Origin of the sequence: Kitasatospora sp. NPDC091276, assembly GCF_040684355.1 — a bacterium.
In the GTDB taxonomy this organism is placed as follows: domain Bacteria; phylum Actinomycetota; class Actinomycetes; order Streptomycetales; family Streptomycetaceae; genus Kitasatospora.
On record NZ_JBFBFU010000002.1, the window covers coordinates 302285 to 317638 of the forward strand.

The 15354-nt window shown below is 72.6% G+C and carries 12 protein-coding genes and 1 pseudogene; 3 read left to right on the forward strand and 10 right to left on the reverse strand.

Annotated features, from left to right (window positions below):
* Positions 1–22 precede the first annotated feature (22 nt).
* The 7 genes from AB0O19_RS03385 to eccB all read right to left on the reverse strand — a co-directional run bounded on the left by AB0O19_RS03385 (position 23) and on the right by eccB (position 6033).
* Positions 23–325, reverse strand: coding sequence for a hypothetical protein (locus AB0O19_RS03385; protein WP_363587577.1), 303 nt, complete (start codon positions 323–325; stop codon positions 23–25).
* Positions 318–767, reverse strand: a complete 450-nt coding sequence (locus AB0O19_RS03390) for a YbaB/EbfC family nucleoid-associated protein (protein ID WP_350879529.1) — start codon at positions 765–767, stop codon at positions 318–320. Before AB0O19_RS03390 ends, AB0O19_RS03385 begins: the two co-directional genes overlap by 8 nt.
* Before the next feature lie 149 nt (positions 768–916).
* Positions 917–3322, reverse strand: a complete 2406-nt coding sequence (locus AB0O19_RS03395) for a hypothetical protein (protein ID WP_363617441.1) — start codon at positions 3320–3322, stop codon at positions 917–919.
* A 90-nt stretch (positions 3323–3412) separates the two neighbouring features.
* Complete coding sequence (locus tag AB0O19_RS03400) at positions 3413–3778, reverse strand: hypothetical protein (protein ID WP_350879531.1); 366 nt, start codon at positions 3776–3778, stop codon at positions 3413–3415.
* Between the two features lie 21 nt (positions 3779–3799).
* On the reverse strand, positions 3800–4096 hold the full coding sequence (locus AB0O19_RS03405) for a hypothetical protein (protein WP_350879532.1): 297 nt from the start codon (positions 4094–4096) through the stop codon (positions 3800–3802).
* Between the two features lie 41 nt (positions 4097–4137).
* Positions 4138–4464, reverse strand: a complete 327-nt coding sequence (locus AB0O19_RS03410; protein ID WP_363617443.1) for a hypothetical protein — start codon at positions 4462–4464, stop codon at positions 4138–4140.
* 90 nt (positions 4465–4554) lie between these two features.
* Positions 4555–6033 carry a type VII secretion protein EccB gene (gene eccB, locus AB0O19_RS03415; RefSeq protein ID WP_363617445.1) on the reverse strand — a complete coding sequence of 493 codons (1479 nt, stop codon included), beginning with the start codon at positions 6031–6033 and terminating at the stop codon, positions 4555–4557.
* 268 nt (positions 6034–6301) lie between these two features.
* Here eccB and AB0O19_RS03420 point away from each other — a divergent pair, with 268 nt between their 5' ends.
* Complete coding sequence (locus AB0O19_RS03420; protein WP_363617447.1) at positions 6302–9421, forward strand: phosphocholine-specific phospholipase C; 3120 nt, start codon at positions 6302–6304, stop codon at positions 9419–9421.
* Between the two features lie 91 nt (positions 9422–9512).
* Here the strand turns inward: AB0O19_RS03420 and AB0O19_RS03425 are convergent, their stop codons facing one another.
* Positions 9513–10712, reverse strand: a complete 1200-nt coding sequence (locus tag AB0O19_RS03425) for an agmatine deiminase family protein (protein WP_363617449.1) — start codon at positions 10710–10712, stop codon at positions 9513–9515.
* Between the two features lie 197 nt (positions 10713–10909).
* Here AB0O19_RS03425 and AB0O19_RS03430 point away from each other — a divergent pair, with 197 nt between their 5' ends.
* Complete coding sequence (locus AB0O19_RS03430) at positions 10910–11518, forward strand: TetR/AcrR family transcriptional regulator (RefSeq protein ID WP_363617451.1); 609 nt, start codon at positions 10910–10912, stop codon at positions 11516–11518.
* Here the strand turns inward: AB0O19_RS03430 and AB0O19_RS03435 are convergent.
* A pseudogene (locus tag AB0O19_RS03435) lies at positions 11515–12644 on the reverse strand (agmatine deiminase family protein). The gene AB0O19_RS03430 and the pseudogene AB0O19_RS03435 overlap by 4 nt on opposite strands.
* 203 nt (positions 12645–12847) lie before the next feature.
* Complete coding sequence (locus tag AB0O19_RS03440; RefSeq protein WP_244293542.1) at positions 12848–13426, reverse strand: TetR/AcrR family transcriptional regulator; 579 nt, start codon at positions 13424–13426, stop codon at positions 12848–12850.
* Between the two features lie 244 nt (positions 13427–13670).
* On the opposite strand from AB0O19_RS03440, the gene AB0O19_RS03445 reads away from it, so the two are divergent.
* Positions 13671–15320, forward strand: coding sequence for a protein kinase (locus tag AB0O19_RS03445; protein WP_363617453.1), 1650 nt, complete (start codon positions 13671–13673; stop codon positions 15318–15320).
* The last annotated feature ends 34 nt before the right edge of the window (positions 15321–15354 follow it).

Here is a 15354-nt window from a genome sequence, read left to right on the forward strand (position 1 = left end):
GGCACAAGGGACTGACGGATCGTCAGTTCTGGTTCTTGGCTTCCTCGTCGGCGTTCTTCAGCATCTCGGAGGTCTTCTGACCCTTGGTTCCGGCGCCCTCGACCTGGTCGCGCACCTTCTTGAACAGGTCGTCGAGATCGGCGGTCGGCCCGTCCACGTTCTTGTGGTACTCCTTGCCGATGTCGTCGTTGCCCGCCGAACTCTTGTTGAACTCGTTGATCTCGTCGGTCCACCGGCGAACTTCCTCGATGGTGTCCGAGAGCGGGCCGAACTTGGCGAACTTGTCCTTGAGGTCCGCCATCGCGGTCAGCTGAGGCTTAGCCACGGAACTCCTCCTGCCGGTCGCGCTTGCGGCGGTCCGCCGCGGCGGCCTCGTCGGCGTAGCCGGGCCGCATCTCCCGCAGCGGCGCGAAGAGGTCGTCGAGTTCGGTCCCGCCCGTCATCGAGGCCCGCAGGGCCTCACCCAGGCCGCTGAACGCGCCCATGGTCTCCGCGACCCGCTCGCCGATGTCGGCCCGCGCGGTGTTCAGCACGTCGGCCAGGACCTGACCCAGCTGGGCCGGCGCCATCGACCGGTACGCGGTGGTGTGGAAGACCAGGGACACCACCTGCCCCTGCGCCCCGACCGTCGCGGTGACCATCCGGTCCTTGGACGTCACCGAGGCGGTGGCCGCCTGCAACTCCTTGGCGGCCACCGCCATCTTGGCCTGCTGCTCCTCCAGAGCAGCCATGGCCTGTTCGATCTGCTCGGCGTACGACAACGCCATCACCCGCACTTCCGTCTCGTCCCGAATCCCGATGACGCGTCCCGGGCCTACGGGGGTGAGGCCCGGGACGCGCCGGCTCGTGGGGTCGTACGGTTCTCTCTACGGATGGGCGGGGTCCTGCGGTTCGACCGCCGACGCGAATCGCCCGCTCAGCGGCCGATGACGCCCGTCACGGCGCCCGAGTCGGTACCCCAGACCTCCTCGTCCTCGGCCAGCCAGGTGGTGCGCTGCCGTTCCTTCTCCCCCTGACCGCCCGCGCCCGCGCCGGCACCGGCGCCCATCGGCGGCATCATGGGGCCGCCGCCACCGGTGGTGGAGACCCCCCGGCCCATCAGCTGGGCCTCCTCGCCGGCCAGCCCGGCCGCTGACGCCCGCTCGGCGGCCATGGTGCGGGAGGCCATGGCCTCCTCGGCGGCCGTCGCCCCCTTGTCGATGCCCAGGGCGGAGGCCAGGCGGTCGCTGACGCCAACGCGCGGCGGCCCCTGAGCGGCGATCCCGCCCATGGTCTTGGGGCCGGAGCCCTGGCCACTGAAGGGCTCGCCGAACAGGTCGGTGCCGCTCTTGAGGGAGCTCGAACCGCCGGAACCGCCGAAGGAGATTCCGCCGCCGCCGAGCGAGCTCGGCAGGCCGGTCCAGCTGCTGCCACTGCCGCCGCTGCCGCCTCCCCCGCCGACGACGAGCCCGCCGCCCCGCCCGGAGAGCGCGTGCTCCTCGTCGGACAGCAGCTGCTCGAACTGCGAGACGGGCCGACCGCTCGCGGTGCGGACGGTGCCGTCCGCGTCGATCTTGTCGTCCTTGCGGAGCACCACCGGGTTGCCGTTGGAGTCCTTCAGCAGGTTGCCCTCGGGGGTGGTGACGGTGCCGTCGTCGTTGATCTTCGACCCCGGCGGCACCTTGAACGCCGTGTTGGAGGTCGATCCGCCCCCCGAACTGCCCGATCCGCCCGATCCGCCCGATCCCGTGGTCGGCTGGCCCACCACGGTGCCCACCGGCACGTGCCGGGGCTTGCCGTCCTTGTCGAGGAGCGGCTTGCCGTCGGGGCCGATGAGTTCGCCCTTGTCGTTGACCTTCGTCCCCGGCGGGACGTACATCGGCTTGCCGTCCTTGTCGAGGAGCGGCTTGCCGTCCTTGTCGAGCAGCGGCGCCTGGCCGTTGCCGCCGCCGATCCCCCCGATGCCACCGATTCCGCCGATGCCTCCGGTCCCGGTGCCGCCGCCCTTGCCGCCGGTGCCGCCGCCTCCGCCGCCGATCCCGCCGGGCTTCGGCGGCGGGGGGCCAGTGTCGATCTTCGGCGGCGGCGGACCGCCGATGCCGCCGTCCTTCGGACCGTTCTTGTCGTCCTTCGGGCCGTCAGGGCCGCCGGGCCCCTTGTCGGGGCTGTCCTTCGGGGGGTCCACCTTGTCCGGGGCCAGGTCCATGTTCGGGGCCGCGAACGACATCAGGACCTTGGACGCGGCCTCGTAGGCGGCGGCGAGGGCGGTCCCGGCGTCGGTGGCCGCCTTGTCGAGCGTCTTGACCACCTCGTCCGTCCACTGCTTGGTCGCCGCGTTGTTCAGGACCGTGGCGAAGGCGGCGACCGATGCGGTTCCGGTGGAACCGCTCGTCATGCTCGTGGTGCCGCCGCTGACCGTGGCCTCGTACGAGGACTCGTTGTTGAACGTCGTCGGGTAGCGGACCGCCGTCAGCTTCTGGACTTCCTGCGTGAACGCGTAGTGGATGCACAGGTCCGGCCAGGCGTACGTGGCGTGCTTGTCCGGGTCGTCGTTCTTCTTGTACGCCCACGAGCCCGTGGGGTCCGTCAAGGCGCTGTACCCGCGCCAGGGGTTGTACCCGTTGTTGTACATGTCCTGCTGGACCTTGACCAGCGCATCGCCGGCCGCCTTCAGCTTGTCGGCGATGCTGCTGCCCGCGGCCGGCGCGGGGGCGTCGTCCTTGAACGCGTCGAGGTCTCCGCTGAGTCGGTAGTGCAGCGTCTTGAACTCGTTCTGCAGCCCGACCAGGACCTCCTTGAACCGGCCGGCCGCACTGCCCTGGAAGTCGCTGCCCGCGCCGTCCACGGACTCGGCCCACTGGTGGATCTTCGCCCGGTTGTCCGCGAAGAACGCGTCCACCAGGGCGAGGATCCGCGCCGCCTCGGTCAGCGTCTTGTAGTTCGTGTTGTCGTTCCCCGGCCCCCCCTGGAAGATGGCTCCGCCCAGGATCTCTCCGGGATCGGTGTGGAACCGGTGCAGCACGCTCCCCGACGTGCCGGAGGGCGTGTCGTCGAAGAAGTGCCAGTTGTAGGTCACACCCAGGATCGTGGTGTACGGGGTAGTGGCGTTGCCGTCACCGTAATCCCACTCCGCCCACATGTCGTAGCCGGCGTTGTTGGACAGGCCACCCTGCTTCTTGCGCAGGTTGTTGTTGTACCGGGAGTCCGTCACCAGCTCCTGCCCGGTGATCCACGGCTGCCCCGTGACGTCCGTCCGTTTCACGATGGCGCTGTGGTCCGACCCCGCGAACGCCTCCAGCATCTGTTCCCAGGTGTACGTGACCTTGGGCGGCTCGTCCGCCATGGTTTCCTCCGAACGCGGTGACACGGGTCAGGACAGCGGTGTGCCGTCGGATCGGGCGGCCCCACAACCGCCCGATCCGACGACGGGCCCTCACTTGGGCGGGGTGGGAGGTCCGGTGACTCCGCCGAGCACGTCCTTGAGGACGTCCATCATCTGGGCCTCCGACAGGGCTTCGCCGTCACCGAGGTGCAGCTTCTCCCGCGCCTTGATCAGGTCGAGCACGATCTTGTCGACGTCGCCCCGGATGGCCTCGATCGATTCGCCCACACTCTTGGAGAAGGCCTCGAAGTTGGTCTTCAGGGCCTTCGTCGCGGGGAACGATTCCCGGCCGGGCTTCAGCGCCGGCACCTCGGTCCAGGACGTCTTCTGGCCGTTGACGTCCTGTTCGAAGGTGTTCAGATCCTTCACGAAGGTCTCCAGACCTTCGACCGTCACCTTGATCGTCGTTTCACCCATGGTCGCGCGCCCCCGCCCGGACTAGAACTGCTTGCCGGCGTTGTAGTCCGATTCCGTCATGATGTCGTGCATCTTGGTGAGCGTGTTCGCCGCGGCCTCGATGTCCTTGTCCATCTGCGACTCGTTGGCCGCGACGACCCGGGAGAGCTCCTCGAAGGCGGTGGCGGCGACACCCTGGAAGTGCCCGCCGTCGATCACGCCCCTCAGCTTGCCCATGAGTTCTTCCAGGTTGCTGTGCATCAGGTTGCCGGCCTGCCGGAGCTCGGCCGCCGACTGCTCGACCGTCTCGTGGTGGAGCTGGATGTTTCCGAAGTCCATCGGTTCGCTTTCCCTAGTCTTCCTGCTCTTCCGACGCGTCCTCAGGCGCCCTGGAGCCCGTTGTAGATGCCGTCCGCAGCGTGCGCCCGGGCATCGTTCTCGGCCTGGGTGAGGATCTGGTTGGCGCCCTGGGTGGACTGGACGAAGTTCTCGAAGGCACCGATGACCTTCTGGTAGCGCTGCATCCAGTCATCGACCTTCGACTGGAACATGCTGCTCGCGCCGGAGATGTAGCCGGCGGCGAGCTCCTCCTTGATCCGCTCGACCGTGCGGCCGGCGGTCACCATGTTCTCGATCTGCTGCTCCAGGCTCGAAAGAACCTGGCGGATCGCCTCGTCTTCCTTCGTCAACATGGACGGTGTGCCCACGGCATGCTCCCTTCCCTGCACGAGCGGGGGCGCGACTGCGACCCCGCACACGTTCCTGACCGACTCAACGGGCTCGCGAGACCGGGTGGTTCAGCTGCACGGGGCCGAACCGGGCGCGGCGGCCGCGGCGGCGGCCGTCGAGGCGGCCGTCGGCGTGGCGGCGGCCCCGTCGGCCACCGCCGCCGGGTCCAGGAGCGGCCCGGTGGGGAGCAGCCCGACCACCGGGGCGGGCACCGAAACCGGCGTGGCACCCCCGTAGCCGAGCTGTTTGGCGACGGCCGCCGAGGGCAGCGGATACCGCACCCCCGCCTCGGTGACCAGGTACTCGGTGCTGCCCGTGCCCGCGCCGGAGACCACCTTGACCAGGGCCCCGCGCCCGGGCCGGACGGAGATCCGGTCGGCCACCGCGCAGCCGCTGCCCACCGCACCCGCCGGAGCGGTCGGCGGGCGGCCGGTGTCCGCCCCGGCCGCGTCCAGGAGGGTGATCGCGGTGACCGGGGAGCCGGCGCCGGTGTGCAGGTCGGCGCAGACCCCCTCGCCGTGCAGCGGGGTGACCAGGGTCGGCGGCGTCTCGGGCAGTCCCGTGGCCGGAGCCCCGCCCGGCGCGGTGTGGGCGGCCAGGTCGACCGGGCCGATCAGCGCGGGCGCCGGGGCGTTGTTCGCGTACGCCTCCTTCTGGGTGCGCGGATCGCCGCGCAGCAGCTCGTACAGGGTCGTGGTGAGCGGGACCAGGCCGTCCTTGGTGAGCAGGTAGTGCGCACCGCCGGCGACGTCGAAGAGCTGGCCGATGCGGGTCGGCTTCCCGGCCAGCACCGGGCCGTCGCCGCCGCGCCCGGGGACGGCGGGGGAGGCGAGATCCGGTCCGGCGGGCAGCGCGTTCAGCACCCCGGCCGGGACGGGGAAGGGCGTCGCCCCGCCGTAGCCGAGCGCCTGCAGGGCCTGGTTGGCGGTGTCGACGCGCAGTCGCTGGCCCTGCCAGAGCAGGTGCACCGTCCCGTCCGGAAGGGACACCAGCACGGCCTGACTCGGGGTCAGCACCTTGCCCTCCTTGACCGGGTCCATCAGCAGGCCCAGCCGGGGTGCGGGGGCGCCGGTCGGGCCGGGCTGGACGGTCCCGCACACCAGCCAGGTGCCGCCCGCGAGTTCGGCGGCCGGCGGCAGCCCGTCGGGGGCGCCGACGATCCCGACCGGAGCGCCGCGCGGCACGTCCGCGAGCGACGCCCGGCCGACCTGGGCGACCGCCATCTGGTCGCCGGCCACCAGCCGGGCGCTGGTGTCGTTCAGCACCGGGTGCAGCTGCCCGCCCACGAACAGGTAGCGGGCGCCCGTCTCCTCCACCACCACGAGCGTGCCGGGCTTGGTCCAGCCGGCGTCGCCGCCGGGCTTGATGACCCCGTACACCACGACCCCGAGCCCGATCAGGACGGCCACGGCCAGTCCGGTCGTGGTGCCCCGGGTGGTCCGCCCGGTGGGGGTGTCCGGCGCGTCGGGCTCGGCCCGCAGCATGCCGGAGGCCAGCCTGCTCATCACGAACAGGTGCGCCTGCACCTGGTCGCGTCGGGACTGCATCCAGTTCCTCCCCGGTGTCCGGGCGCGCCGCTTCCGCGCCCCCACCCCGGTGCTACGGCTCGGAGGGGCGCGGGAGTTCACCGGGCCTCGTCGACCGCGGTTCTCCGTGGCTCGGCGTCAAGTCAAGTTGTCTGTACAGCTCCGGGCCCCTTGGCGGCCATCGGATCGTCATCGAACTCCCCGGCCCCGGTCACCTCGGTCGCTTAGAAACATGACTGGTCCGGGTCGAACCGATGGTCCGGCGCCCGTCAGCAAGGAGCCCCACCCGATGAGTCCGATGCCCGAACTGTCGCGCCGCAGCCTGCTCGGCGGCGCGGCGGCGGCCGCCGTGCTGTCCGCCCTCCCGATCAGCGTCCAGGAGGCGCTCGCCGCGCCGGCCAAGCCCGGACGGCTGGCGGACATCCAGCACGTCGTGGTGCTGATGCAGGAGAACCGCGCGTTCGACCACTACTTCGGCACCCTGGCGGGCGTCCGCGGCTTCGGCGACCGGACGGCGGTGCGCGGGATCAACGGGCGCTCGGTGTTCCACCAGCCCGACCCGGGCCGCAAGGAGGGCCACCTGCTGCCCTTCCCGATGAACGCCGCGCACACCAGCGCCTACCAGCAGGGCGCGCCCGCCTTCGGCTTCGTGGACTCCATGAAGGCCTGGAACGACGGCCTCGCCGACGGCTCGGTCACCCGCCGCTCCGGCGGCTGGCTCGGCCAGGGCTACTACGAGAGCGCCGACATGCCCTTCTACCACGCGCTCGCCTCGGTGTTCACCACCTGCGACGCCTACTACGCGTCCGTCCAGTGCAACACCAACACCAACCGCGACCACCTGATGACCGGGACCAGCGGCGGCACCGTACGGGACACCCCGGTGACCGACAACACCGAGATCCCCGGCGGCTACGAGTGGACCACCTACGCCGAGCGCCTGGAGCGGGCCGGCGTCAGCTGGAAGACCTACCAGGCGCTGGACAACTTCGACGACAACGCGCTCGCCTGGTTCGCCCCCTTCGTCAAGGCCAAGCCCGGCGAGCCGCTGTACGAGCGCGGCATGCGGGCCGTCGGCGACCCGGCGAAGAAGAACGACCCGTTCGCGATGGGCGACGCCCTGGTCGACGCCTTCGCCGCCGACGTCCAGGCCGACCGGCTGCCGCAGGTGTCCTGGATCGTCGCCCCGGCCGCGCTCTCCGAGCACGCCAACTACGCGCCGCCGAACGGCGAGCACCTCACCGCCAGGCTGCTGGCCGCCCTGGCGGCGAAGCCCGAGGTGTGGCAGAAGACCGTCTTCATCCTCAACTACGACGAGCACGGCGGCTTCTTCGACCACCAACTGCCGCCCGTCCCGCCGCTGGCCACCGGGCGCGGCAAGTCGACCGTGCCGGTGGACGGCGAGGTCGTCGTCCGCGTCAGCAAGGGCTCCGCCACCTACCACCGGGTCGTCGGTCAGGACGGCAAGTACCGGGTCAAGGCCGCGGACGGCTCGCTCACCTGGTCCGACACCCTGCCGGCCGGCGAGACCCTGGTCTCCGGCCCGTACCCGATGGGCCTGGGCGTGCGGGTGCCGATGGTCGTGGTCTCGCCGTGGACCCGCGGCGGGGTCGTCGACTCCACCGTCTACGACCACACCTCGGTGCTGCGCTTCCTGGAACAGCGCTTCGGCGTCCAGGAGCCCAACATCAGCCCGTGGCGGCGCACCGTCTGCGGCGACCTCACCAACGTCTTCGACTTCTCCGGCCGCAACCCGGCCTGGCCGCAGCTGCCCGACACCAGCGGCAACCGGCAGAAGGTGGTCGACACCGGCAAGCTCCCCGCCCCCACCGTGCCCAGCCCGCAGGCCTTCCCGCAGCAGCAGCGCGGCACCCGCTCGGCCCGCCCGGCGCCCTACGACCTGCTGGTCAAGCCCCGGCTGAAGGGCGGCGAGCTCACCCTCGACCTGGTCAACCAGGGCCGCCAGGGCGCGGTGTTCGCCGTCTACCCGGCACCGGGCGGCGCGCCCCGGCACTACACCGTCGGCGCGAAGAGCCGGCTCTCCGACGTCTGGACGGTCGGCCCGGAGGGCTACGACCTGCGCGTCCACGGCCCCAACGGCGCGCTGTGGCACCTGCGCGGCGATGCCGCCGCCACGTACGAGGTGTCGCTGTCGGAGGAGCGCGACGGCAAGGTCCTCGAAGTCGACGTGATCAACCGCTCGCGCACCGCCCAGACCTTCCTGGTCGGCGACCTCGCCTACGGCGACGGGCTGCGCGAGGTGCGGGTCGCGGCCGGCGACGACCGGACCGTCAACCTCGCGGTCCGGCCCGAGGGCTGGTACGACGTCGCGGTGGCCGTCCGCGGGGACCTCACGTTCCGCCGCCGGATCGCCGGCCGCTTCCCCTGGGACGACCGGACGGTCACCGACCCGGCCCTGGGCCTGGCCGACCCGCTCGCCGTGGACGTCGCCCTCGGGGCCGCCTCCAGCACCATCGACGAACCCGTCCTGCTGCCCGGCCGCCCGGCCCGGGTCTCGGCCGTGCTCACCGCCACCGCCGCGCTCACCGCCGTCGAGGCGCAGCCGGTCGTCCCGCCGGGCTGGACGGTCACCGCCGTCACCGCGCCGCCCGCCGCACTCGCCGCCGGCGCCACCGCCACCGCCGTCTGGGAGGTCACCCCGCCCGCCCAGCTGCCGGACGGCGCCACCCACCGGATCCTGGTCACCGCCCGGGCGCTGGCCGGCGACCGCTTCGCGATCGCCGACGGCGAACTCGCGGCCCGCCCCGCCCCCGTGATGGCCGGCCACCTGCTGGGCGAGGACTTCGAGTCGCTGGCCGGCGCGCTCCAGCCGCAGGACGGCGTGCTCGGCTGGACGGCTCAGGCGCCGCAGGGCTGGTCGGTGGTCAACGCCCCCGGCATGCCGCAGGGCACCGTCCGTCTCCAGGGCTGGACCTTCCACACCAAGCGGGAGTGGTCCACCCCGGCCGGGCAGGACCGCGGCAACTTCACCCGCGGTCTGGGCGTCCTCGCCGTCGCCGACCCGGACGACTGGGACGACACCGGCTCCCCCTCCCGCAAGGGCGTCTTCGACTCCACGCTCGTCTCCCCCGCCGTCCGCCTCCCGGCCGGCGCCGACACCCTGTACCTGGCCTTCGACTCGCACTACCGGCAGGAGGCCCCGCAGAAGGCGTCCGTCACCGCCGTGTTCGACAACGGCACGGAGACCCGCCTGGTGTTCTACAGCGCCGACGCCACCGGCAACGACAACGCCGGCAAGGACGTCCAGAACGCCCTCGTCACCCGCCGCCTCGCCGTCCCGGCGGGGGCGCAGGCGGTGACGCTGAAGTTCCGGATGTACGACGCGGGCAACAACTGGTACTGGGCGGTCGACCACATCCGCCTGGACAGCCGGCCGATCACGGGCTGACCGTCCGGGAACGGCCCGAGCGGCCGTGCTGCGCCGCCCCGGCTTCCGGGCTCGGCGCGGCCCGGCCGATCGGTCAGGTCTGGTCGCTCGGTCAGGCCGGGCCCGAGGAGCCGCCGGAGGCCCCGGCGGCCCCGGGCTGCTGTTGGGTCGAGCAGTGGATGCCGCCACCGCCGGCCGCGATGGCGTTGATGCTCACCGGGACGATCTCGCGGCCGGGGTGGAGGTCGGCCAGCACGCCCGCCGCCCGGTCGTCGGAGGCCTTGTCCCCGAACTGGGGCATGATCACGGCCCCGTTGACGACGTAGTAGTTGAGGTAGGTGGCCAGGAAGTCCTTGCCCCGGTCCGGCTGCCCGGTGAGGTCGGGTTCGGCGAGTTCCACGATCCGCGGCTTGCGGCCCTTGGCGTCGGTGGTGGAGCCGAGCACCTGCAAGGCCTGGTCGGAGGCGCGGGACCAGATGTCCGGCGGCGTGTCGGGGCCGGGGCGGTGGATGACGACCACGCCCGGCTCCGCGAACCGGGCCAGGGCGTCGATGTGGCAGTCGGTGATGTCCTGCCCGGCCACGCCGGCGAACCAGATGACCTTCTGGACGCCGAACAGGTCCTTCAGGGCCCCCTCGATCTGGTCGCGGCTCGTGCCCGGGTTGCGGTTCGAGTTGACCCACGAGCTCTCGGTGGCCATCAGGGTGCCCTCGCCGTCGACCTCGATCGCGCCGCCCTCGCCGGTGATCGGCGCCTGGATGCGCCGGATCCCGTAGTGGTCGAGGAGGTTCCGGGCGACCTTGGCGTCGTTGTCGTGGGTCTGCTTGCCGCCCCAGCCGTTGAAGTTGAGGTCGACGCCGGCCAGCCCTGCCGGGCCGGTGACGAAGGTCGGGCCGGTGTCGCGGGCCCACAGGTCGTCCACCGCCAGGTCGAGGACCTCGACGCTGGAGCCGCACAGCTGCCGGGCCGCGGCGCTCTGGTCCGGTCGGGCCATCAGCACCACCGGTTCGAACCGGGCGACGGCCTGCGCGACGTGCGCGATGTCCTGGCGGACGGCGGGCAGTTGGTCGCCCCACACCGAGTCGAGGGCCGGCCAGGCCATGAACGTCCTGGTGTGCGGACGCCACTCGGCCGGCATCGCGTACGACGCCGCGGCGCTCGCCGCTCCTCCCGTGCCCGTGCCGGCGGCCGTGGTCGGCTCGTCCTTCGGGGACGAGGCCCCCGACGAACCGCAGCCTTCCACCATCGCGACCACGGCCACGGCCGCCCCGGAGCGCAGCACGGCCCGGCGGGACAGGGCGGGTTCTCTCACGGCAGGTCCCCTCGTCGACACGGATTCCACCCCGAAACGGGCGATATCCGACAGTAGGGGCGGCCGGCGGGTCCGGCGGCGAGCCCGCGCGGCGCCGATCGGGCGAATCGGGCGATCCGCCGGGCCGGGAGGCCTGGGTGGGCGACTCCCGGGAGAAACTGAAAGTTCAGTCAATAATTCGAGTACAGTGGACCACCATGCCAGACCGTCGAACAGAGATACTGAGAGCGGCCACGAGACTCATCGCGCGACGCGGCGTACGCGGACTGCGGGTGGGGGAACTCGCGGCCGCGGCCGGGGTGTCGACCTCGCTGATCTACTACCACTTCACCGACCGCGCCGGGATCCTCCGCGAGACCCTGGAGTTCATCGGCGAACGGGCCGACCGCTACACCGCCGAACCGGAGCCCGGGGCGCCCGCGAACGACCCCTGGAGCGAACTGGCCCAGGCCCTGCTGCTGGAACTCCAGGACTCCACCGAGGTCCGCGAGAACAGCACCGCCTGGGGCGAGTTGCGGGCCAGCGCGGTCTTCGAGTCCCGCCTCCGCGAGGACCTGGCCAGGGCCACCCACACCTGGGTGCACGAGATCGCCGGCCTGCTCGGCCGCGCCCACCCGTTCGGCACCGCGCCCGCGCACGCGGCCTCCGCCGAACGCCTCACCGCACTCCTGGAGGGCCTCTCCACCCGGTGGCTGAGCGGCTCGCTGCCGCTCGACCGCGCGCGCAGCCTGCTCGGCGAGGCGATCGGCACGGAGATCGCGGGCTGGCGCGCCGAACGTCTCCCGGGCCGACCGGACAGGCCCTAAGGCAGCGGTTCCTGCATCGTGGAGCAGTGGATGCCGCCGCCCCCGGCCATCAGGCGGTCGACGTCGAGCTGGACGACCTGGCGCCCGGGGAAGGCCTCGGCGAGGGTGCGCCGGGCGGCCTCGTCCTTGTACACGTCGCCGAACTGGGCGGCGATCACGCCCCGTTGACGACGTGGAAGTTCAGGTACGAGTCGACGAACTTCGAGTCGCGCGAGCGGACGGTGTCGGGGCCGTCCACCCGGATCACCTGGAGCCGGCGGCCCCTGGCGTCGGTGGCCCGGGAGAGGATGTCGAACTGCTCGCGGGCGTCCCGGGCCCAGACGTCGTGGCGGTCCGCCGGGGGCAGTTGCACCAGGACGACGCCCGGCCGGACGAACCGGGAGGTGACGTCGATGTGGTCGTCGGTGATGTCCCGGCCCTTGATCCCGGGGACCCAGATCATCTTGTCCGCGCCGTACACCTCCAGGACGGCCTCCTCGATCTCGTCCCGGCTCATGCCCCGGTTGCGGTTCTTGTTGACCAGGCTGCTCTCGGTGGCCATCAGGGTGCCGTCGCCGTCGGTCTCGACCGAGCCGCCCTCGCCGACGAACTCCGCGTAGGAGAAGGGGAGTCGGAGCATCTCGGCGATGCCGCGCGCGACCTCGGCGTCGTCGCGGTGGGTCTGCTTGCCGCCCCAGCCGTTGAAGTTGAGGCCGACGGCGTCGAGCCGCCCGTAGCCGTCGCGCCGGAACACCGGGGCGGTGTCCCGCATCCAGAGGTCATCGGTGGGGACGGCGTCCGTCACGGTGACGGCGGATCCGCACAGGGACCGGGCCTCCCGGACGCTGTAGTCGTCCGGGGCGCACATGACCACCGGCTCGAATCGGGCGATGGTCCGGGCGATGAGCGCGATGTCCTGCTGGACACCCGCCAGCTGCCGGCCCCAAACGGACTTGCGGGACGGCCAGGACATCCAGGTGCGGGCGTGCGGGACGTCGTCGCGGTCCACCCACCACTGCGGGAGCCCGGCCTCGCCGGCGTACGGCAGCCCGTGCTCCGCCTGGTGCGGGGGCGGGGGCGGGGGCGGGGGCGGGGCCCCGAAGAGGCGGTCGAACAGGGAGCGGTTGTCACCGTGGGTGTTGCTCATGACGATCTCCGAATCAAGTATTGCCCACCGAGCGACCGGTGGCCCCGCAACCGCAACTCTGACATTGACTGAATTTTCAGTCAAGCTCCAGATGACGGAACTGCCCAGCCGGCCCCGACACGGGAAAAGGCCCGGCCCGGGAAAAGGCCCGGCACGCGAGAAGGCCCCGGGCCGCCTCGCCCGGGGCCGGAACGCGACGCGCGCTACCCGCGCAGTCGCTCCACTTCGGCCTCGATCGCGCCCGCCATCAGCTCGCGCGCGTGCGCCACCGGCAGGCTGCCGCTGAGCCAACGGACGCTCAGCCCCTCCAGCAGCGCGGTCAGCCGCTCGGCCGAGGCCGCCAGGGCGGCCGCCCCGTTCATCGGCCGCACCTGTCCGAGCAGCTCCGCGACCTCCTGGACCCAGACGAGGGTGGCCCGGGCCAGGTCCTCCCGCAGCTCGGGGTCGAACACCGCACTCGCCCGCAGCTCGCCCCAGGCCGTGCTGTTCTCCCGCACCTCGGGGGTGTCCTGGAGCTCCAGCAGCAGCGTCTGCTCCAGCTCGCCCCGGGCGTCCAGCGGCGGCGCGTCCGCCGCGCGCTCCGTCGTGTAGCGCTCGGCCCGGTCGTTGATGAACTCCAGCGTCGCGCGGAGGATCCCCGCGCGATCCTTGAAGTGGTAGTAGATCAGCGCGGTGGACACACCCGCCTCCGCCGCCAGTTCCTCCACGCGCAGCCCGCGGACGCCGCGCCGGGCGATGACCCGCGCAGCCGCTTCCATGATCAAGGTTCGACGGTCAGCCACAAGGAATCACCTTACCCGGAGGGGGCACCGACCGACCGGAGGACCCCATTCCTGACTGAAATCCCAGTCGGGTTATGATCCGGTGCGCTTCACGACGCCGGCGTCCGCCCGGGCCCCGGCCCGCCTGCCTGCCTGCCTGCCTGCCTGCCTGCCTGCCGCACCCTCGCCTTGCCCCGCCCCGCCTTACCCCGCCCCCCGCTCCGCCACTCCCCCGTCCCACCCGCACGACCCGCTGGGAGCCAGCATGACCGCAGAGCCCTTCGGCGCCCCGTCGCCCACGGCGTTCCAGGCGCTGTCCCCGGACGACCCCCGCGAGGTCGGCGGCTACCGCCTCTGCGCGCGGCTCGGCGCGGGCGGCATGGGCCTCGTCTACCTGGCCTACACCCCCGGCGGGCGGCCGGTCGCGCTCAAGGTCGTCCGGCCCGAACTCGCCGAGGATCCCGAGTTCCGGCACCGCTTCGCCCAGGAGGTCGCCAGCGCCCGGCGCATCCACGGCCTCTACACCGCCCAGGTGGTCGACGCGGGCACCGACGCCGCCACTCCCTGGCTGGCCACCACCTTCGTGCCCGGCCCCTCCCTCCAGCAGGTCGTCCAGCACTACGGACCGCTGCCCGAACGGGCCGTCCTGCTGCTCCTCGCCGGCATCGCCGAGGCCCTCCAGGCGATCCACGCGGCGGGCGTCGTCCACCGCGACCTCAAGCCCGGCAACGTCCTCGTCGCCGCCGACGGCCCCCGCGTCATCGACTTCGGCATCGCCCGGGCCGCCGACGCCAGCCCGCTCACCGGCACCGGTCTGCGGATCGGCTCGCCCGGCTTCATGGCCCCCGAACAGGCCCTCGGCCTGTCCGCCTCCCCGGCCACCGACGTCTTCGCGCTGGGCGCCCTGATCGCCTACGTCGGCTCCGGCACTCCCCCCTTCGGCGACGGGCCCGAGCCCGCCTCGCTGTACCGGGCGGTGCACGAGGAGCCCGACCTCTCCCAGCTGCCGCCCGGACTGCACGAACTGGTCCGGCTCTGCCTGGTTAAGCGCCCCGAGGACCGGCCGGGCACCGCCCAGCTGATCGAGGCCGCCCGCCTGCACCCCGCCACCGGCGGCGAGCTCCGCTTCTCCGACGACTGGCTGCCCCAGCGGGTCAGCAGCGCGATCCGCCGCCACAGCGACCTGCCGACCACGCCCGGCGCATCCGCCCCGCCCGCCACCGTCCTCTCCCCGGCCCGGGCCGCGGCCGACGCCCCGACCACGCTCGGCCTCCCCGCCCCGCCGCCCACCCGGCTGCAACCGGCCCCCGACAGACCCGAGCCCGCCGCCCCGGCCCGCCGGCGCACCCGCACCCGCACCGTGCTCCTGACCACCGCCGCCCTCCTCGTCGGCGCCGCGGCCGCGTTCGTCCTGCTCGATCCCGAGTACCTCGACGACCTCGACGACCAGAACGTCGCCGCCGGCCTCGCCCCGTCCGCCGGCGCCGCCGCCACCACCGCTCCGGCCCCCGGCCAGGCCACCGCCGCCGCCACGACGGCCGCCGGGTACACCTCCGTCCACACCAACCTCGAACTCACCTCCCCCGACCCCACCTACGAGTTCGACCTCAAGGCCGGGAAGGTCACCGCCCAGGACGCCTCCACCTGGTACCTGGGCCGCCACGCCGGCGAGTTCTCCATCCCCGAGGACAGCGACGCCTACGTCGCGCCGACCGGCCGGCTCACCCTCCCCGACTGCGTCAAGGGCGTCGAGACCCAGCCGGTCTCCGCCCTGCCCTTCAACGCCCTGCGTACCGACCGCAGCTTCTGTGTCCGCGCCCAGGGTGGCCAGGACATCGCCATCGTCCGCGTCCTCGCCACGGCCGACGACGGCCCGGTCCGGATCTCGCTCACCTCCTACCACCGCTCCGCCTGACGCGGCGCCACCCCGGGCGGACGGCCTGGACGAC

What these genes read in the sequence shown, in the direction of transcription:
- AB0O19_RS03390 (WP_350879529.1), bottom strand. Translation starts at nt 767, where the DNA reads ATGGCGTTGTCGTACGCCGAGCAGATCGAACAGGCCATGGCTGCTCTG.
- AB0O19_RS03395 (WP_363617441.1), bottom strand. Translation starts at nt 3,322, where the DNA reads ATGGCGGACGAGCCGCCCAAGGTCACGTACACCTGGGAACAGATGCTG.
- AB0O19_RS03400 (WP_350879531.1), bottom strand. Translation starts at nt 3,778, where the DNA reads ATGGGTGAAACGACGATCAAGGTGACGGTCGAAGGTCTGGAGACCTTC.
- AB0O19_RS03405 (WP_350879532.1), bottom strand. Translation starts at nt 4,096, where the DNA reads ATGGACTTCGGAAACATCCAGCTCCACCACGAGACGGTCGAGCAGTCG.
- eccB (WP_363617445.1), bottom strand. Translation starts at nt 6,033, where the DNA reads ATGCAGTCCCGACGCGACCAGGTGCAGGCGCACCTGTTCGTGATGAGC.
- AB0O19_RS03420 (WP_363617447.1), top strand. Translation starts at nt 6,302, where the DNA reads ATGAGTCCGATGCCCGAACTGTCGCGCCGCAGCCTGCTCGGCGGCGCG.
- AB0O19_RS03430 (WP_363617451.1), top strand. Translation starts at nt 10,910, where the DNA reads ATGCCAGACCGTCGAACAGAGATACTGAGAGCGGCCACGAGACTCATC.
- AB0O19_RS03445 (WP_363617453.1), top strand. Translation starts at nt 13,671, where the DNA reads ATGACCGCAGAGCCCTTCGGCGCCCCGTCGCCCACGGCGTTCCAGGCG.